Genomic DNA, 18,546 nt, shown 5'->3' with positions numbered 1-18,546 from the left:
GGCACTATTTTTAAATCAAAAATTCAATTTTACGCATTCATTTTGCTCCGCATAATGTGTAAAAATATGCAATCTTATTACTGACGAAACATCCGTAAACGCAGTGACAGCCTGTACTATACTCATCATATCATCTGGATAATCCTCTTTTTTCTTCACACTGTCAAAATATTTTTTTGATAATTTTTCTTCTTGTAATAATTGCATCATATTTTTTACTTTTTTACTTTCACAACTATCCGTTGAAACATAAAGTGTTTTCATGAACGCTGGCAATACATTCGTTTGTTCTGCGATTGCCTCATCCGCAAATAACTGGCTCCATACGTAAAACTGATTTTCCACATTCAAAATACCCGCTTTTTCAAGGCTCGGTTGTTCACTTACAAACGCCATTGCACTTTCTTTTGTCGTAAACATTCCAAACTGCTGCGCTTTAAGTGTTAAAACACCATCTGTTGTCACTTCTACCTTTTTCTCCACTTCCTCTTTTTCAATTGTTTCAGTTTCAACAACTTCTGGTTTTTCTTTTTGATCGTTCGCAAAATTTAGAGCAAATCCAAAAAGTAAAACACCAACTACTCCAATAACTCCACCTTGAATACCCGCAAGCACCATTTTATTTCTCGGGTTTCGCCTTCTAATTGGCATTACAATCACCTCTTTTACTAAACCGTAACATGAAAAAAACAAAAAAAGACGAGACCTATGTCGGCTCGTCCAAAAAATTTATCGTGTTAAAAAAACAATTTTACATAGTAATCGACAAACACTTCGCCATGAAAATAAGAAATAACTGCCGCTACTGCGATCGACGGTCCAAATGGTATAGGCGTCTTTCGATTTTTTTTAGCTTTCATTAACAGCATAATACCTACCACCGCACCAATCGTAGAAGCTAAAAACAAAGTAAACAATACTTGTTTCCAACCTAAAACAATACCAATAACAAAAAACAACTTAATGTCCCCCCCACCTATTCCACCTTTCGACATAATTGCGACCGAAAGTAATAAACTAAATCCGATAACCGCACCTAACACACTATCCCACCACGGTGAAAGTGGTGCGATGACTCTAACAATTATTAAAGGAATGAGGAAAAACAAAAGAATTTTATCTGGTATAAGCATATAGGTAATATCTGAAACCGAAATAATGACAAGCATCGAAATTAATAAAATAGCTATAATCAATTCTGTTGAGAATCCTAATCGATAAAATGCGTAAGCAAATAATAAGCCAGTAACCAACTCTACCATTGGATATATCCAATGAATGTTTGTTCCACATTTTCTACACTTACCTTTTAGAAACACATACGAAAAAACAGGCATTAAATCTGCGACAGTTAAATTCCGATCACAAACAGTACAATGAGAAGCCGGCTTTACAACGGACTCTCCTTTCGGAACACGCAAGCCTACTACATTGTAAAACGAACCTAAAACAAGACCATAGACAAAGAAGCAAAAAGATTGAACAATGATCATCGTAGTTTTCGGTCACCTCATTATCATTTTTTGCCTATTATACACATTTATAATGGAAAAATATATATCAAAAACTACTTTATGTAAAAAACCAATTAGAAAACTTCTAATTGGTTTCTCAAAAATTATTTAATATACTCTGCGACTTTGTTTCTTCCAGCTTGCTTCGCACCAATATATAAAGCCCGATCTGCATTTCGTAATAATGTTTTTCCTTCATCACTATCTTCTGGGGCTGTCGAAACTCCACTACTAACTGTGATGAATATCTCTTCTTCTCGTGTTTCTTCCGCTAGATCTAACTGAACAACAAACGGCGTTTGTTCAATTCTTCTACGTATTTGCTCGGCTATATGAATAGCCTCTATTTTAGTATAATTCGGCAGTAATACAACAAATTCTTCTCCACCGTATCTAGAAACCGTACCATTAGCACCGATTTCTTCTTTTATTATTTTAGCAAATGCTCGAAGTATTAAATTCCCACTATGATGTCCGTATGTATCATTGACCATCTTAAATCGATCTATGTCCAACATGATTAATGATAATGTTCGAGATTTTCCTAAAACTATATTTTCCATATCTTTCTCTACTTGTTTATCTAAATAACGATAATTATAAAGTTGAGTTAGTTCGCAACGCTCACTTTTAGCGAGGGCTTCTTTCACAAATCTAGCTCTTTCTATCGTAACAGCAAAATAAGAACATAAAAGGTGGATAATATTTAATTGGTACCGCTCAAAAGCACTTCTCTTTTTGGAAGCGAGAACTAAAACTGCTTCTATTTTTTTATTTCGATAAATAGGAACACTCATAACACTTTGTAAATCTAAAGAAAGAAAAGGCGGCCTCATTTGAATCCATTCGGTTTGTTTGTTAAATAACATAGGCTTTCCTTCTTCATACACTTTTCCAGCAAGGCTAAACTTAATGTCTTCATGAGAAAAATCTAGATCTTTCTTTATGCCATCTTCTATCGCTCGAAGGACAACAAATTGATCATTAATATAATCTACAATATAAGCAGAATCCATTGGGAACATATTAGAAATACGATCGATAAACATGTCCACTATTTCTCTACTGCTCATCCGTTCTGCAAGTTCATGACCAAACTCACTTGCTCGAGTCAAATCAGTGTTCACCTTTTCCGAATCACTATATAAGCGAACTAGAAAAGTAATAAGTAAAAATGGAATACCTAAAAGCAAAATAGCAATGAAACCAATATAATGTTCAAGCATATAAAGGCTAATACCAAATGGGAATGTCATCGTAAGTCCTGCAAAATCCCATAAAGATTCTTTATCTATGTAACGATGCTTCTGCCCGATTAAATAATCACGAACATACAGAATATGATGATTCATAAATGCAGTAAGAACAGCAAAAAGAAGGCCATTAACAAAAATATCTTTTATATTTATAGAGCCTACTTGAAACCCTAGCAAATGGACAATAAACCCACTCATGGCTGAGGCTACAAAAAACATAAAAGAACTAAACGCCATACGACTTAACGTTTCTTTTCCGAAATTCATGTTATAGAAAACGGGAATTAGGCATACTTGCATCAAAATAATTTCTGCGAAAACACCATACTTTAAAAAGACTGCAAGATTTACAAATTGAACTAGCATAATTGGTGTCCCAGAAATAAAGAACGGAAAACAAGTAATCACTGCTGCTAATATTAATAGTAGTATATAGTTGCCCCACTGAATGGGGTTACTAGGAAAAAATTGATAAACTAGAAACATTCCAATTGGAACGACCAATAGCCATAATAGTTTGTAAATTCGCTTGGTTTTATTTGAAATTTCCATATGACTATCAATCTCCTTACAGGTATTTCCGACTATTACTTTTCACGCAATTATTAGATAAATAAATTATAGCATGAACACATGGTAATATTTCACGTTCTAATTCCCTATTTTTTCTTTTAACTTTGTGAGTAAATACAAAGAGCCGGTTACAAAAGTCACAACCTTCTCATCTTCGTTAGATAAATCCACTTTTCCCACATCTCCAATAAGTACTTTATCACTATGCAAACAGTGTTTATATAAAATGGAAGCAGATAATGCTCGCTCATGTTCAAAGTCCACAAATTCAAATGAGGAAGCAACACTTTCTAGCTGTCGAAGCATATATACATAATCTTTGTCTTTTAATATACCAACAATAAACCTGATTTTCTTGCTCGGAAAAAATGTACGTATCGTTTGCACTAATGCATCTACACTCGCATTATTATGCGCACCATCAAAAAAGACATGTTCATCTACTTGTTCCATTCTCCCAAATAAAAAAGCAGCGCTTACCCCTTTTTGGATTTTAGCTTCTTCTAAAGTAAATCCACTGACGATCAATGATGCAATTGCTAAAGACATATTCGATAACTGATGCTCTCCAAGCATTAGCGGATAAAGATTCGTATAACGATTGTCTCCCATCTGAAACATATGATTCGTCACTATAAAATCCTTCCCAAACTGTGATACTTCTACATGCTTTTCTTCCGCTTCTTTCAAAAACACATTTTTCGCTTCCATAGGTAACTGTCCTACTATTAATCGGCTATTCTTTTTCATAATTCCCGCTTTATGCCAACTGATTTCTTCCACTGTTTCTCCTAAAAAGTTCGTGTGATCGATCGAAATACTTGGAATGACAGCGACAGACTCGTCCATCACATTTGTACTATCAAATCTTCCACCCATGCCAGCTTCAATAAAAACAACGTCTAACGGTTCCTGCTCAAAGACTAAAAATGCTGTTACGGTTAGTAATTCAAATTCCGTAAGCATTCCACTCAAGCCAAATTGCTGCATTTTTTGAAACGCTTTATCCATTTGCTCAGCCGTCACATTTTTTCCGTTTATATTAATTTGATCATGTACATCTACAATCGAAGGAGAAGTAAATGAACCGTACGAAAGATTATGTTCTTTTGCGATTGCACTTAAAAAGGAAATTGTAGAACCTTTACCATTCGTCCCCGCAACATGAATTGCCTTATGTTTAAGCTGTGGATTTCCGAGTTTTTCTAGCGCCGTTTGAATAGACTCTAAACCAGGTTTAATAATAACTTCACTTTCCATATTCCATTTATTTTTATAAATTTCAAAATTAATTATTTTCACATGCTCCACCCTATTCCGTCTTGTTATATTTCATGATAAACTTCTTGTGAATACTATTATAACACGCATTAGCGGAGGTAATTACTATGCAATCATGTTGGATTGTTTACAATGGAAGTCTCACATCAGAAAAATTTATCGATCAAGCTCTGCTCTTGCAAGAAGCCGCAGAAAAGCAAGGAATTCATGCTAGTTTAGTGAAAAACTACGAAGTTTTAATGAATGTTCAACAACGATTACAAAACAAACCGGATTTCGTCGTGTTTCTAGACAAAGATATACTGCTCGCAAAATTTCTAGTCAATGAAGGCATTCCGGTATTTAACGACCCTGACGTTATTGAAATTTGCGATAACAAAGCGCGTCAATATATGGAGCTTGCAAAAGCACAAGTTCCAATGCCAACTACAATTATTGCCCCAAAAGTATATCCAAACTTTACGATTCAACATACTGGATATTACGAGCAAGTATTAGCAACTTTAAGTCTTCCAATGATCATAAAAGAAGCGCATGGCTCATTTGGAATGAAAGTTTATCTAATTGAAACAAAAGAACAATTTTTCGAAAAAGTAGAAGAGTTAAACGGAACAGAATATGTATTCCAAGAATTTATCGAAACAAGTAGAGGACGCGATATTCGAGTAAATATTGTCGGAGGCCAAGTTGTCGCTTGTATGCATCGCCAATCCGAAACAGATTTTCGCGCCAATATTACAAACGGAGGCACCGCTTCCCAAATTATCCTTACTGAAAGACAAAAGGAAGTAGCGATACATGCAGCTACTGCACTTGGTGCTGAATTTGCTGGTGTTGATTTATTGTTCGGAGAAAATGATGAACCGCTCGTTTGTGAAGTAAATGGGGTCGCGCATATTCGTAATATTTTCAACGTAACGGGCATCAATGTTGGAGATGCTATGATTTCATATATCCTTTCTAAAGTGGCTGCAATTACTATATGAACGGTTTGCTAATTTATGAGTTGAAAGAAATCGAACGAAATAAAAGCTTTATAGACCGTCTTATTAAAGCAGCAAATAATCTTGGGCACAGTTTAAGTGTAATAGACGATAAAAGTGAATCGATTCCACATGCGGACTTTATTTTTTTCCGTGCAAGGAATCCAGTTCTTTCTAAGCAATTAGAACAAAGAAATGTACAAATGTTTAATCGTGCTGAGGTGAATGTAATAGCGAATGATAAATGGAAAGCAATTCAACTCGTACAATTGCTCGGAGTCCCGACCGTTCGAACTAAAAAGATTAACAGCATTTCTGATATTCATAGCTATCCTGTTGTATTAAAAACAACGGATGGCCATGGCGGGATGGAAGTTGAACTATTTCCTACGCAAGAAAAAACGGAAGCTTTTTTAGTAAATCATCCGTCGAAAACAATTATTGCGCAAGATTATATCGAAACAAACGCTACAGATGTACGTGTATTTATGTTGGGCACATCAGTTATCGGTGCAGTTAAACGAATCGGAGCGAAAGATAGCTTCAAATCGAACTTTACGCTTGGCGGAACAGTAGAAAAATACGAATTAAGCAAACTGCAGCAAATAGATGTAGAAAAAATAGCGACTGCTTTAAAAAGTGATTATATTGGAATAGATTTTTTATTATTACCCGATGGCAATTGGCTGTTTAATGAAATTGAAGATCCGGTTGGTGCAAGATCTTATTACGAAACAACCCAAAAAGATATCGCCATTCCGATTATGGAATACATCCATCAAAAACTTATAAGAAAACCGTAAACTCTTTTAAAACCTGATACCTGTAAGCACTACAGTTTCCGGCTCGCTCTTGGCTTCACATTGGGCTATACAATGAACGTGGAAACTTTTAAAGCTTGTTGGAAGTGGCTGCGCCCCTTCCAGCAAGCTTTTTCGTCGGTCATCGTATGGCAAATGTTCGCCTACCGCTCGCCTTCAACTTCCATGCCAAGTCGTTAAATATTTTTGGCAATAGAATTCTATCTAGTAAGCAGGCCGCCAAAGATGCAATTTGGGCGGCTGTTTGTAGGTTTTTAGAAAGAGACACTTCCACTTTCGGACATAAATTGGAAAAGTAGATGACAAATTTACTTTGTATGAAAATTGTCGATCTACTTCTAACTAGAAATGTTGATGATTTTTTTCTCTTCCTCTTACATGAATACACTCCCATAAGCAGGATGGATGTAGTGAAAGGCGGCGACTCGGGCGGGTAAAGCGCGAGCTGAAAGCCGCGCAGGAAAGACACTGGCCAAACTCTATTTGGCCAGTGTCTTTGCGACGAGTAACCGCAGGAGCATATTTTTGCAGCGACGAGGAGATTGAAGAAGTGCCCGTCGAACGCGTCCACTTGAAACGGAATCCGCCCTTATACATTCACACTCTTCCATACACTTAAAATGATTCTAAACCCAGTGTTCATACTACTTTTCCATATACTTTCTTATCTTTCAAAAAGACTACCCCGAAATTTCTTCGGAGTAGTCATCTTTTATTACATATTCTTTAGTTCTTCTAAACGCTTCAATACAGTTGCGTGTTTCTCTATATAATCTTGTTCCTTCGCGCGTTCTTCCGCCACTACAGCTTCCGGCGCCTTTGAAACAAAACGCTCATTTGATAGCTTACCTTGAACAAGTTTTACTTCCTTCGCCCATTTCTCCAACTCTTTTTCAAGTCGAGCTTTTTCAGCATCTACATCAATTAATCCTTGAAGTGGAAGGAAAATTTCTGCTCCTGTCACAACAGCTGACATCGTTTGACCAGGCGCTTCAATTCCTTGACCAATTACAAGCGGCTCTGGATTACAGAAACGCTCTAAATACATTGCATTTTCTTCTAAAACAGTTAATGTTTCTGCGTCTTTTGCTGAAATATACAACGGTACTTTTTTACTCATTGGCGTTTGTACTTCTGCACGAATATTACGTACTGAACGAATAATTTCCGCTAGTAATTTCATACTTGCAGCATCTTCTTTATTCGAAAGAGCTTCATTTACAGTTGGCCAAGCAGCTACTGTAATCGACTCCCCTTCATGCGGAAGGTTTTGCCAAATTTCTTCTGTAATAAAAGGCATAAATGGATGCAATAAACGCATAGTATTGTCTAAAACATAGGCAAGTACAGAACGCGTCATTTTCTTCGCATCTTCATCATCACCATTCAGTGGTAATTTAGACATTTCAATATACCAATCACAGAAATCATCCCAAATGAAGTTATAAAGCGCACGGCCTACTTCGCCGAATTCATATTTATCGGATAGTCTAGTTACTTGCTCGATTGTTTCATTTAATCGTGTAAGAATCCATGCATCTGCAACAGATTTTTTGCCATCTAAATTAATTTCTTCGAATTTCATGCCGTCCATATTCATTAATGCAAAACGGGATGCATTCCAAATTTTATTGGCAAAATTCCATACAGCCTCTACTTTTTCAGTAGAGAAACGTAAATCTTGACCAGGAGATGAACCTGTACTTAAGAAGTAGCGCAGTGAATCTGCTCCGTACTGTTCAATTACTTCCATTGGATCAATACCATTGCCAAGTGATTTCGACATTTTACGACCATCTTCTGCTCGAACAAGTCCGTGAATTAGAACGTCTTCAAATGGTCGAGTACCCGTAAATTCAATTCCTTGGAATATCATACGTGAAACCCAGAAGAATATAATATCATAACCAGTAACTAGCGTATTTGTTGGGTAATACTTTTTAAACTCTTCGTTTTCAGCATCAGGCCAACCTAATGTAGAAAACGGCCATAATGCAGAAGAGAACCATGTATCTAATACGTCATTATCTTGGTTCCAGTTTTCTTCATCCGCTGGTGCGTCATGACCAACGTAGATTTCGCCAGTTTCTTTATGATACCAAGCAGGAATTCTGTGTCCCCACCATAATTGACGGGAAATACACCAATCATGGACATTTTCCATCCATTGCAAATATGTTTTTTCAAATCGTTCTGGAACAAAGTTTACTTTGCCTTCTGCTTGTTGTAATTTAATCGCTTCATCTGCAAGTGGTTGCATTTTAACAAACCATTGAGTAGAAAGGTAAGGCTCTACAACCGCTCCACTGCGCTCTGAGTGCCCTACTGAATGCATATGGTCTTCGATTTTAAATAAAACACCCGCATCTTGTAAATCCTTTACGATTTGCTTACGGCAAACAAATCGATCCATTCCATCATAAGAAGCAGCATTGTTATTCATCGTTCCATCTTCATTCATTACTAAAATTCGTTGTAAATTATGACGGTTTCCGATTTCAAAGTCATTCGGGTCATGAGCAGGCGTAATTTTCACTGCTCCACTTCCAAATTCCATATCTACATAATCATCCGCAACGATTGGAATTTCACGACCAACGATTGGAAGCTTCACCATTTTTCCGATTAAATGTTTGTAGCGATCATCTTCTGGATGTACTGCAACTGCCGAATCTCCAAGCATTGTTTCTGGTCGAGTTGTCGCAACTTCGATAAAACCAGTTCCATCTACTAGAGGGTAGCGCATATGATAGAATGCACCCTGCACATCTTTATGGATAACTTCAATATCGGATAATGCTGTTTTCGTGGCAGGATCCCAGTTAATAATGTATTCCCCACGATAAATTAATCCTTTATTGTACAGCTTTACAAACACTTCTTTTACGGCATTGGATAATCCTTCATCTAGCGTGAAACGTTCACGAGAGTAATCAAGACCCAAGCCAATTTTCGACCATTGCGCACGAATATGACCTGCATATTCATCTTTCCATTTCCAAATTTCTTCCACGAATTTTTCGCGCCCTAAATCATATCTCGAAATATTTTTGGAACGTAATTTTTCTTCTACTTTTGCTTGCGTTGCAATTCCTGCATGGTCCATTCCCGGAAGCCAAAGCGCATCGTATCCTTGCATACGTTTCATACGAATAATAATATCTTGTAATGTTGTATCCCATGCATGACCTAAATGCAATTTCCCAGTTACGTTTGGCGGTGGAATTACAATTGTGTATGGTTCTTTATCGCTTTCTGGATGCGCTTCAAAAAACTTTCCTTTTAGCCACCACTCATACCGACCATTTTCAATGGACTGCGGATCGTACTTTGTTGACATCGTTGTTGTTTCGTTTGTCATAGTTTTTCCTCCTAAAAAAGAATATAAAAAAACTCCTATCGTCATTAAAGGACGAAGGAGTTTGTTCGCGGTACCACCTTTATTCGCAGATGCTAAAAAATAAGCATCACGCTCTCAATTAGATAACGGCTTCAAACCGGTTATGGCTACTTCAAGTTCACAATAACTGCTCCAGGGCTACGTTCAAATGGTGATTAACAGAAACATTTCAGCAAATTGTTTCCTTTCTGTCGATAACCAAATCATTCTACTCTTCCCGTTCATAGCATCTATATTTAATTGTTCATATTGTACCGAATTTTTATAGCAATCGTCAAGTCTCATGAAAGGAGCGTTTACAATGAGAAGAGGATATAACCCCCATTATTTGCCTGGATGGCTTCGAAGAGCACGTTTTTATTGCAAAAGCATTATTATTCCCATTTGTGTATTTCAAATGATTCGTGTGCTGTTCTTCATTACGTTTTGGGATCTTATGTTGCTTGCTTTTTTGTTATTTCTCTGCTTCTTGTTTTACCAAGATATTATTTGAAGGGAATGTCTGCTTAGACATTCCATCATCTAAGTCAAATATAAATTGAAGTTCAGATTGTTCGAAAACAGTGCTTTCCTGAACATCCAGCGCTGCTTCCTGCTTCGTTTCAGCTAGTATTACTACTTGCTCCACTTCCTCTAGTATTTCTTCTTTCACAAGTGCAGCAGGTTCATATGCGCATTGAACAGACCAACCAATTTCAATCGCTGGATGCTCTGTCGTTTTAGAATGAACATCTTGTACTGTCAAAGTTGGAGAGTACCCAGGTTGCACCTTATCTTTTGGAATGTCGATACTCATTGGAACCGCGTATTCAAAATATCCCACTTCTCCTTGCACATCTAAATCTTCTATTTGTGTGAATTCACTCGTAGCATGATGTGCTAATTCTCCTTCTTCAAATGCAACATGACAAGTAATATGGTAAATGCCCGAAATTTGAATCGAATCGTCTATGACCGTTTGTTCAAATTGTGGCGTTACCGCTACTGCTTTTATTTCTTTCGGCACTCCAAAGCTCGCTGGAAATAAAAACTGTTCTTTTACGTCCCATGAGTTCACTACCATAAATCATCCCCCTTTATATAGGACAACTTATGTCAAACGGAATCAAAATAGAACAATTGGTGGAATGGAAATTAATGAGCATAGACATGTGATTTCACTTCACTTCCCCAAAATACCGCTGATTTCCGCTACGGCGGACGCTTTTCATGAGCATGGCTTCAATATCCTCGTCGCCAAAAAGAAAACATATGCTCCTGCAGTTACTCGTCGCAAAGAAGCTGGCCACACAAAGTTTGGCCAGCCACTTTCCTGCGGGGCTTTCAGCTCACGCTATTCCCGCAGAAGTCGCCGCCACCGTTCCAATCAACTGGTATATGTCTATGAATACTTCTCCAACTAAATGCTCTAAAATTCCAACTAAACCCTCCATTTTTCCAACAAAAAAATATTTCCATCCCTTAAACATCACAAAATAATACATTGAAAATATTTATTACCATAAATTAGAACAGTAAATGGCGAATTAATAGCTGTTTTTTATGTAGCAAGCTCGTAACGATAAAAAAGGACATATTTGCATGTATATAAATGGATTCTGTTCCAAGCGAAATGTGAAATCATTTTAGCATGAATCAAAAAAGCACTCCATTAAAAATCACTAGGAAGCAATTTTTAAGGAGCACTCTTTTATTTATTTCGTTAGTTTTTCAAACACTGTATGGAACGCTTGCACTGTTTTTTCAATATGCTCTACTGTATGGGCACTTGATAAAAACAATCCTTCATATTGTGAAGGAGGTAAATAAATACCTTCCTCTGCCATCAAACGGAAATATTTTGCAAAAAACTCTAAATCAGATGTACTCGCAACATCAAAATTAATAACATCTTCATTCGTGAAGAAGAAGCCAATCATCGATCCAGCACGATTCACTGTATGCGGGATATTGTACTTAGTAGCCGCTTCACGAAATCCTTTTTCCAATAAATCTCCAAGCATAATGAAATGGTCATAAGACTTCTCTGATAATTGAATAAGCGTCTCATATCCTGCAGTCATAGCAAGCGGATTTCCTGACAGAGTACCCGCTTGATAAACAGGACCACTTGGTGCGATCATTTCCATGATTTCACGTTTACCACCAAAAGCACCTACTGGTAAACCACCACCAATTACTTTTCCTAAGCAAGTTAGATCAGGTTTAATATCGTAGAATCCTTGTGCACAATTATAGCCAACACGGAAACCAGTCATTACTTCATCAAATATTAAAACCGTACCATTTTGTTCTGTTAATTCACGAAGGCCTTCTAAAAAGCCTGGTACTGGTGGTACAACTCCCATATTCCCCGCAACCGGTTCTACAATGACCGCCGCTAAGTCGTCTCCAAAGTTTTCAAAAACATAACGCACTCTCTCTAAGTCATTGTAAGGTACCGCAATTGTGTTTTTAGCAACAGATTCAGGAACACCAGGACTATCTGGCAATCCTAGTGTAGCAACCCCAGAACCAGCTTTAATAAGCAGACTGTCCCCATGACCATGATAGCTACCTTCAAATTTCAAAATTTTATTTCTTCCTGTAAAGCCACGCGCTAAACGCAGTGCACTCATCGTTGCTTCTGTACCCGAAGAAACCATACGTACCATTTCGATTGATGGAACACGTTCCATCACAAGCTTCGCCAACTTATTTTCAATTAACGTCGAAGCACCAAAACTTGTACCAGTTTCCGCTATTTTTTGAATTGCCTTCACTACATTCGGTTCAGTATGCCCTAAAATAAGTGGGCCCCAAGATAATACATAATCTATATATTCATTGCCATCGATGTCTTTTAAAATTGCTCCTTTTCCACTTTCCATGAAAATAGGATCCATATCAACGGATTTAAATGCACGAACTGGACTGTTTACGCCACCAGGCATTAAATCTTTCGCTTCATCAAACGCTTTTTTCGATAACTCATGTGATTTCGTCATTATTTTCCCTCCAACCAATGCGCTACGTCTTTTGCATGATACGTTAAAATAAGATCTGCTCCTGCACGTTTCATACTTGTTAGCGATTCTAACACGATTTCTTTTTCATTAATCCAGCCATTTAATGCAGCTGCCTTTACCATCGCGTATTCCCCACTTACATTATAAGCGACGATTGGTGTTGTAAAATTGTTTTTTACATCACGAATGATGTCCAAATAAGAAAGTGCCGGCTTCACGATTAGGAAATCAGCTCCCTCTTCCACATCCGAAGTAGCTTCACGAAGTGCTTCCATACGATTAGAGTAATCCATTTGATACGTTTTACGGTCTCCAAACTTTGGTGCACCATCTGCCGCTTCACGGAACGGACCATAATAAGCAGATGCATATTTAACTGCATACGACATAATTGGCACATCTGCAAATCCAGCTTCATCTAAGCCATGACGAATTGCTGCAACAAAACCATCCATCATATTAGAAGGTGCAATAATATCCGCTCCCGCTTGCGCTTGACTGATTGCTGTTTTTGCCAATACATCTAATGAAGGATCATTTAAAATTTGTTCATTCGCATCTACTACACCACAATGTCCATGATCTGTATATTCACATAGGCATGTATCCGCAATAACGACTAGTTCAGAGTGACGTTTTTTGATAAGGCGAGTCGCCTCTTGAACAATGCCGTGATTATGATAAGCTTGTGTACCTACTGCATCTTTTTCTAATGGAAGTCCAAATAAAATAACAGATGGAATACCAAGTCCAACTACTTCGTCTACCTCTTCCCCTAAACGATCAAGTGAAAATTGAAAAACACCTGGCATCGACGCTACTTCATTTTTAATATTATTGCCTTCTGCAACAAAAATTGGAAAGATTAAATCTTCTTTATGTAAATATGTTTCTTTTACCATTGCTCTTAAACCAGCCGTTTTTCTTAGGCGACGATGACGCTGAAAAAATAGTTCTGTCATTATTCTCTCCCTTTCCATTTAACTAATTCGTGTACAACTTCTGTTAATGTATACGTGTCAGGCATGACATGCACGGTAGCACCTAATAATTGTAAATGATTTCTCGTAATATGACCGATAGCACATACCGTAAAACCGTTGTACCCTATGTCAGAAGCAATTGTCTTATCAAATTCTTCCACTGTGGAAGGACTAGAAAATATAACGGAGCAATGGACATCGCTTTTCAAAAGCGATCGTACTTGCTCTGTATTTTCTTTCTCTATGACCGTTTCATATATCGTCCATTCATCTACTTCGTTTAAAAGACCATCTGTAATCGTGTTCTTCGCAAGATTACCTCGGACAAATAAACAAGTTTCACTAGAGGCTGAAACAGCGGGAAATTCTTTTACAAATACGTCAGCACTATATATAGTCGGCGTAAATTCAATTATAAACCCTTCATTTTCCATAGCTGAAGCAGTTTGTGATCCTACTACCGCAATTTTCGATTGAAAGAAAGATGACTTTAATTGAAAATGCTTCATTTTCGCAATAAAAGCATTTACACTACTTTGACTAGTGAAAATGAGCCAATCATAATTATTGCAAGTGCGCAATTTTTTTTCATCATCTTGTCCGTCTATATCTTTCGTCGATATAAACGGAGCGATTACTGGCTTAGCGCCAAATTGAGTGGTGAGATCAACAGCTTCCGTCGATCTCGGTATTCCTGTAAAAATGACATATTCCCCATGCAAAGGCAATTGCTTAGACATTCAATTCTGCCTTTACTTTCTGGATTAAGTCATATGCTCCTTGCTCTGTGATAAGACGCGCAACTTCTTTTCCTGCTGCTTCTGCATCTTTACCCGTTACAACTTCTTTATATACGATAGATGCATCTGGAGCAGCAACTAATCCTGTCATTGTAATTTCATCGCCATTTATCGTTGCGTAACCTGCAATCGGCACTTGGCATCCGCCGTCCATTGCAGCTAAAAATGCTCGTTCTGCATGAATAGCATTCCAAGTATCTTCATCTGACAGTTTTCTCAGCTCCGCTAATAGCTCAATATCTCCCTCACGGCACTCGATCGCAAGTGCTCCTTGTCCAACTGCCGGTAGACAATCTTCCGTTGATAAATATTCCGTTACTACTTCATCGCTCCAACCAAGACGTTTTAATCCAGCAGCAGCTAAAATAATTGCATCATATTCACCGTCTTCTAACTTTTGAAGTCGTGTATCTACATTTCCACGAATCCATTTAATCTCTATATCTGGGCGTAACATTAATAATTGTGCACTTCTTCTCAAACTACTTGTCCCAATTACCGCACCTTTTGGAAGATCTGCAAACTTCACATGACCTGTAGAAATAAATGCATCGCGCTCATCTACACGCTTTGGTGTACATCCCATTACTAGACCTGGCGGCAACACAGAAGGCATATCCTTCATACTATGTACGGCAAAATCTATTTCTTTATCATAAAGCGCTTGCTCGATTTCTTTTACAAAAAGACCTTTCCCTCCAACTTTAGATAACGTTACATCTAAAATTTGATCTCCTTTTGTAACGATTTCTTTTATTTCAAACTCAAATGGTGCACCCATATCTTTCATTTGTTGAATAAACCAATTCGTTTGTGTTAACGCTAACTTACTTCTTCTAGAACCTACAATAATTTTTCTCATTTTTTCGCAACCTCTCTTAATACCAAAAATGGAATTGTGATAATTGACTTCCCAATAAAAAATTAATGATTACAAATAAATAAGCATATATGTGAATCCATGCATAGTTCGTTCCTTTGAATCGCGATTTTTTTCTAATCAACAGAATCGCAATATAAAGGATTAATAAAATAAAGGAACTAATAATTTTAAAATCGAACACCGTAAAAATATCTAATGACACATAAGCCCATTCTAACCCAAGAACCAAACTAACAAACAATAATGGGACTCCTACTAATATGGATAAAGTCATTCCATTTTCTGCTTGCTGCAATGATGGCAGTCTTGAAAATTGCTTTGTCCATTTTTTCTTTTTCAGAACACGATACAATATTAAATATAGTGTAGAAAAAACAAAGGATAAAGAAAAAGCAGCATATGCTAAAAGTGCAATTGTAATATGGATGAATAATAACTCCGATCGCAGTGCATCCCCAACCGCAGACTGCTCCATTTGATTTGGAGCAAATGTATGTATCGTCATAAAAATGAAGCCGATAATATTTAAAAAGAAAGCAGGTAAGTCCAGTCGAAATACTAATTGTAAAATAAGCGATAAAGCAATAATTAGCCACGCATAAAAATAAATCCCTTCAAAAAGCGAAAGGATAGGAAATCGCTTTGTTTCCATAATATACATAATTAAAAACAGCGTTTGCAAGATTGAAACAGTTGCAAGTAGCCAAACTGCAATACGATGTGCTTTAGGCTCTTTATTCAAATAATCAATAAAATAAAAAACGAGGCTGACGGATTGAAGGATAACCATTACCTCATGTAGCCTCGTCATCGTAAGATCAGCCATAGAGAACTCCCTCTTCACTTTTAATAGAAAAAGGGTGTTTTATATATCTATTAGTTACCATACAGATACAAAAACCCCCTCCTTTTACTTCGTTAAAATGATATTTCTTCTTTTAAATGTTTTGATTCCATTAATGTTTGTTTTAAGTTAATTTTAGCTTTTTCAGCCTGTGCAAGTATTTCGTTTTTCACATCTTCTTCAATACCAAAAATTGCTTGGAATAATTGAAGTTGTTCAGCTGATTCTTTTGCTACAGACAATTCTTTTACTTGTAAAATTGGATCTTTCAAAATCTGGTTAATAATCGACTTTGTATGTTTGCTTAATATTTTGCGTTCACGATCCGTTAAATCAGGCATTTTATTTTCAATGGAGACCATCGTTTCTGTTTGAATACGATTTGCTTTTTGTCTAAGCGCAGCAATAATTGGAACAACACCTAATGTTGTCACCCAGTTATTAAATTGATCCAGTTCTGTTTGAATCATTTTATTAATCTGGGCAGCTGCACGTTCACGCTCTGCCAAATTCGCTTCCACAATCCCTTGAAGATCATCGATATCATACAGGAATACATTCGGTAAATCACCAATGCGAGGATCTAAATCTCTCGGCACAGCAATATCTACCATAAATAATGGTTTCCCTTTACGAAGACGTTCAACAAACTGCATTAATTCCAAGTCAATGACATACTCCGTCGCTGCTGTTGAGCTGATTAATATATCTGCTTCTAACAAAGCGCATTGCAATTCATCCATCGATTTCGCAGTTCCATCAAACTTTTGCGCTAAAATCTGTGCTTTTTCAAATGTGCGGTTAATAACAGTTACTTTTTCTGCTCCGCTACCATGCAAGTTTTGAATGGCAAGTTCGCCCATTTTACCCGCACCCAAAATGACAACATGCTTGTTTTTCAATGAACCGAAAATTTTCTTTCCTAGTTCGACAGCCGCATACGATACAGATACTGCGTTTTCTCCAATCGCCGTTTCTGCATGCGCCCGTTTTGCAAATGTAACAGCTTGTTTAAATAGCTGATTAAAAATAGTGCCGGTCGTACCATTTTCTTGCCCTTCTAGAAAGCTTTTCTTCACTTGGCCTAATATTTGTGTTTCACCAAGTACCATCGAGTCGATTCCAGCTGTAACGCGGAATAAATGATTATTTGCATGATTATCTTCATGAATAAATAAATAGCTTGAGAAGTTTTCTAATGGAATATCAAACCAGTTAGCTAAAAATTGCTTAATATAATATTTCCCTGTATGTAATTGATCAACAGTCGCATAAATTTCTGTACGGTTACATGTAGAAACAATTACGTTTTCTAGTATGCTTTTTTCATCTTGTAGTGCTTGCATTGCATTCGGAAGTTCTGTTTCGACAAACGACAGCTTTTCACGAATTTCAACTGGAGCAGTACGGTAATTGACACCTACCACGATTGTATGCATGGAATAATGCCACCCCTTTACGTTCATTTCAGATCATAGTTTCGATTATACCATAGCTTTTAATGTTCCTAATGTGCATTTGTGAACAAGCTATGAAATAAAGCGTTTAAATTAGAATTATTATAAACTAATTTTAACAAATTATACGTTGCAAAACAATGTTTCTAACCACAGTCGGAATAGTCTTATAACTCGGGCTGATTTGTATATATTATTGTTTGTACTAAACGATAAAATAGAAACAACTTTTTAAGTAAAACCGGACAAAAAGATACCTGGTCCTTTAAAGACAAAACTTCTTAATGACGCAGTTTCTGGCTCAATCCAAGCTTCACATTGGGCTATACAATGAACCGTAAATTTTATAATACTTGTTGGAAGTGGCTGCGCCGCTTCCAACAAGTTTTTTCCTCGGTCATCGTATGGCAAATGTTTGCCCTCCGCTCGCCAGAAACTTCTGTGCCAAGCCGTTAAAAATTTTTGGCAATAGGGGAAGCAAGTTGGTTCTATCTATTTTGCAGGCTACCAAAGATACAATTTTGGCAGTTCATTGTAGATTTTCAAAAAGTGGCACTTCTACAATTGAACTGAATTTGGAGAAGTAGAGGACAAATTTACTTCGTTCGAAAATTGTAACTATATCTAACTAAAGGTGTCGATGAACTTTTTTCTTCCTCTTATATGAAAAGGCTTAAGTAGAAAGAACATGATTACACTCCTTTAAGCAAGATGGATGTAGTGAAAAGCGGCGACACCAGCGA

At 37.0% G+C, this 18,546-nt stretch carries 16 protein-coding genes and 1 other annotated feature; of the genes, 3 read left to right on the top strand and 13 right to left on the bottom strand.

The features are described from left to right. Positions 1-15: 15 nt before the first annotated feature. The 4 genes from RUH95_RS04890 to RUH95_RS04875 form a co-directional block, all read right to left on the bottom strand. Entirely contained in the window at positions 16-651 is a 636-nt protein-coding gene (locus RUH95_RS04890; RefSeq protein ID WP_313891717.1) for a hypothetical protein, read from the bottom strand. A gap of 86 nt (positions 652-737) precedes the next feature. Continuing rightward, complete coding sequence (locus RUH95_RS04885; protein ID WP_313891716.1) at positions 738-1,493, bottom strand: prepilin peptidase; 756 nt, start codon at positions 1,491-1,493, stop codon at positions 738-740. A 125-nt stretch (positions 1,494-1,618) separates the two neighbouring features. Beyond that, complete coding sequence (locus tag RUH95_RS04880) at positions 1,619-3,322, bottom strand: sensor domain-containing diguanylate cyclase (RefSeq protein WP_313891715.1); 1,704 nt, start codon at positions 3,320-3,322, stop codon at positions 1,619-1,621. A gap of 99 nt (positions 3,323-3,421) precedes the next feature. Then, positions 3,422-4,645: a bifunctional folylpolyglutamate synthase/dihydrofolate synthase gene (locus tag RUH95_RS04875; RefSeq protein ID WP_313891714.1), complete on the bottom strand. Its 1,224-nt coding sequence runs from the start codon at positions 4,643-4,645 to the stop codon at positions 3,422-3,424. A gap of 86 nt (positions 4,646-4,731) precedes the next feature. Here RUH95_RS04875 and RUH95_RS04870 point away from each other — a divergent pair, with 86 nt between their 5' ends. Both RUH95_RS04870 and RUH95_RS04865 read left to right on the top strand, forming a co-directional pair. Continuing rightward, the gene (locus tag RUH95_RS04870) at positions 4,732-5,610 is read left to right on the top strand and encodes an ATP-grasp domain-containing protein (protein ID WP_313891713.1); all 879 of its coding nucleotides are present in this window, start codon (positions 4,732-4,734) and stop codon (positions 5,608-5,610) included. After that, a complete protein-coding gene (locus RUH95_RS04865) occupies positions 5,607-6,410 on the top strand; it encodes an ATP-grasp domain-containing protein (RefSeq protein ID WP_313891712.1) in 804 nt (267 codons plus the stop codon). Before RUH95_RS04870 ends, RUH95_RS04865 begins: the two co-directional genes overlap by 4 nt. Before the next feature lie 733 nt (positions 6,411-7,143). Here RUH95_RS04865 and RUH95_RS04860 read toward each other — a convergent pair. Both RUH95_RS04860 and RUH95_RS04855 read right to left on the bottom strand, forming a co-directional pair. Further along, entirely contained in the window at positions 7,144-9,789 is a 2,646-nt protein-coding gene (locus RUH95_RS04860; RefSeq protein WP_313891711.1) for a valine--tRNA ligase, read from the bottom strand. Between the two features lie 44 nt (positions 9,790-9,833). Then, positions 9,834-10,062 (bottom strand) — a binding site (T-box leader). A 220-nt stretch (positions 10,063-10,282) separates the two neighbouring features. Beyond that, the gene (locus tag RUH95_RS04855; protein ID WP_313891710.1) at positions 10,283-10,891 is read right to left on the bottom strand and encodes a hypothetical protein; all 609 of its coding nucleotides are present in this window, start codon (positions 10,889-10,891) and stop codon (positions 10,283-10,285) included. Between the two features lie 64 nt (positions 10,892-10,955). Between RUH95_RS04855 and RUH95_RS04850 the strand changes: the two genes are divergently transcribed. Further along, positions 10,956-11,231 carry a hypothetical protein gene (locus tag RUH95_RS04850; protein WP_313891709.1) on the top strand — a complete coding sequence of 92 codons (276 nt, stop codon included), beginning with the start codon at positions 10,956-10,958 and terminating at the stop codon, positions 11,229-11,231. Positions 11,232-11,522: 291 nt separating this feature from the next. Here RUH95_RS04850 and hemL read toward each other — a convergent pair whose 3' ends face one another. The 7 genes from hemL to RUH95_RS04815 form a co-directional block, all read right to left on the bottom strand. Next, positions 11,523-12,815 carry a glutamate-1-semialdehyde 2,1-aminomutase gene (gene hemL, locus RUH95_RS04845; RefSeq protein ID WP_313891708.1) on the bottom strand — a complete coding sequence of 431 codons (1,293 nt, stop codon included), beginning with the start codon at positions 12,813-12,815 and terminating at the stop codon, positions 11,523-11,525. Next, a complete protein-coding gene (hemB, locus tag RUH95_RS04840; RefSeq protein ID WP_313891707.1) occupies positions 12,815-13,798 on the bottom strand; it encodes a porphobilinogen synthase in 984 nt (327 codons plus the stop codon). Before hemB ends, hemL begins: the two co-directional genes overlap by 1 nt. Then, positions 13,798-14,559 carry a uroporphyrinogen-III synthase gene (locus tag RUH95_RS04835; protein ID WP_313891706.1) on the bottom strand — a complete coding sequence of 254 codons (762 nt, stop codon included), beginning with the start codon at positions 14,557-14,559 and terminating at the stop codon, positions 13,798-13,800. The genes hemB and RUH95_RS04835 overlap by 1 nt, the downstream gene beginning before the upstream one ends. Next, a complete protein-coding gene (gene hemC / locus RUH95_RS04830; protein ID WP_313891705.1) occupies positions 14,552-15,481 on the bottom strand; it encodes a hydroxymethylbilane synthase in 930 nt (309 codons plus the stop codon). The genes RUH95_RS04835 and hemC overlap by 8 nt, the downstream gene beginning before the upstream one ends. A gap of 16 nt (positions 15,482-15,497) precedes the next feature. Then, positions 15,498-16,328 carry a cytochrome C assembly family protein gene (locus RUH95_RS04825; RefSeq protein WP_313891704.1) on the bottom strand — a complete coding sequence of 277 codons (831 nt, stop codon included), beginning with the start codon at positions 16,326-16,328 and terminating at the stop codon, positions 15,498-15,500. A 92-nt stretch (positions 16,329-16,420) separates the two neighbouring features. Then, positions 16,421-17,785 (bottom strand): glutamyl-tRNA reductase, encoded by a 1,365-nt coding sequence (hemA, locus tag RUH95_RS04820; RefSeq protein WP_313891703.1) that lies wholly within the window; start codon positions 17,783-17,785, stop codon positions 16,421-16,423. A gap of 249 nt (positions 17,786-18,034) precedes the next feature. Continuing rightward, complete coding sequence (locus tag RUH95_RS04815; RefSeq protein ID WP_313891702.1) at positions 18,035-18,214, bottom strand: hypothetical protein; 180 nt, start codon at positions 18,212-18,214, stop codon at positions 18,035-18,037. Between the last annotated feature and the right edge of the window lie 332 nt (positions 18,215-18,546).

This window comes from Psychrobacillus sp., assembly GCF_032154225.1.
Lineage (GTDB): Bacteria > Bacillota > Bacilli > Bacillales_A > Planococcaceae > Psychrobacillus.
Note: the sequence above shows the minus strand (reverse complement) of the source record. Positions and strands in the feature narration are given on the sequence as shown.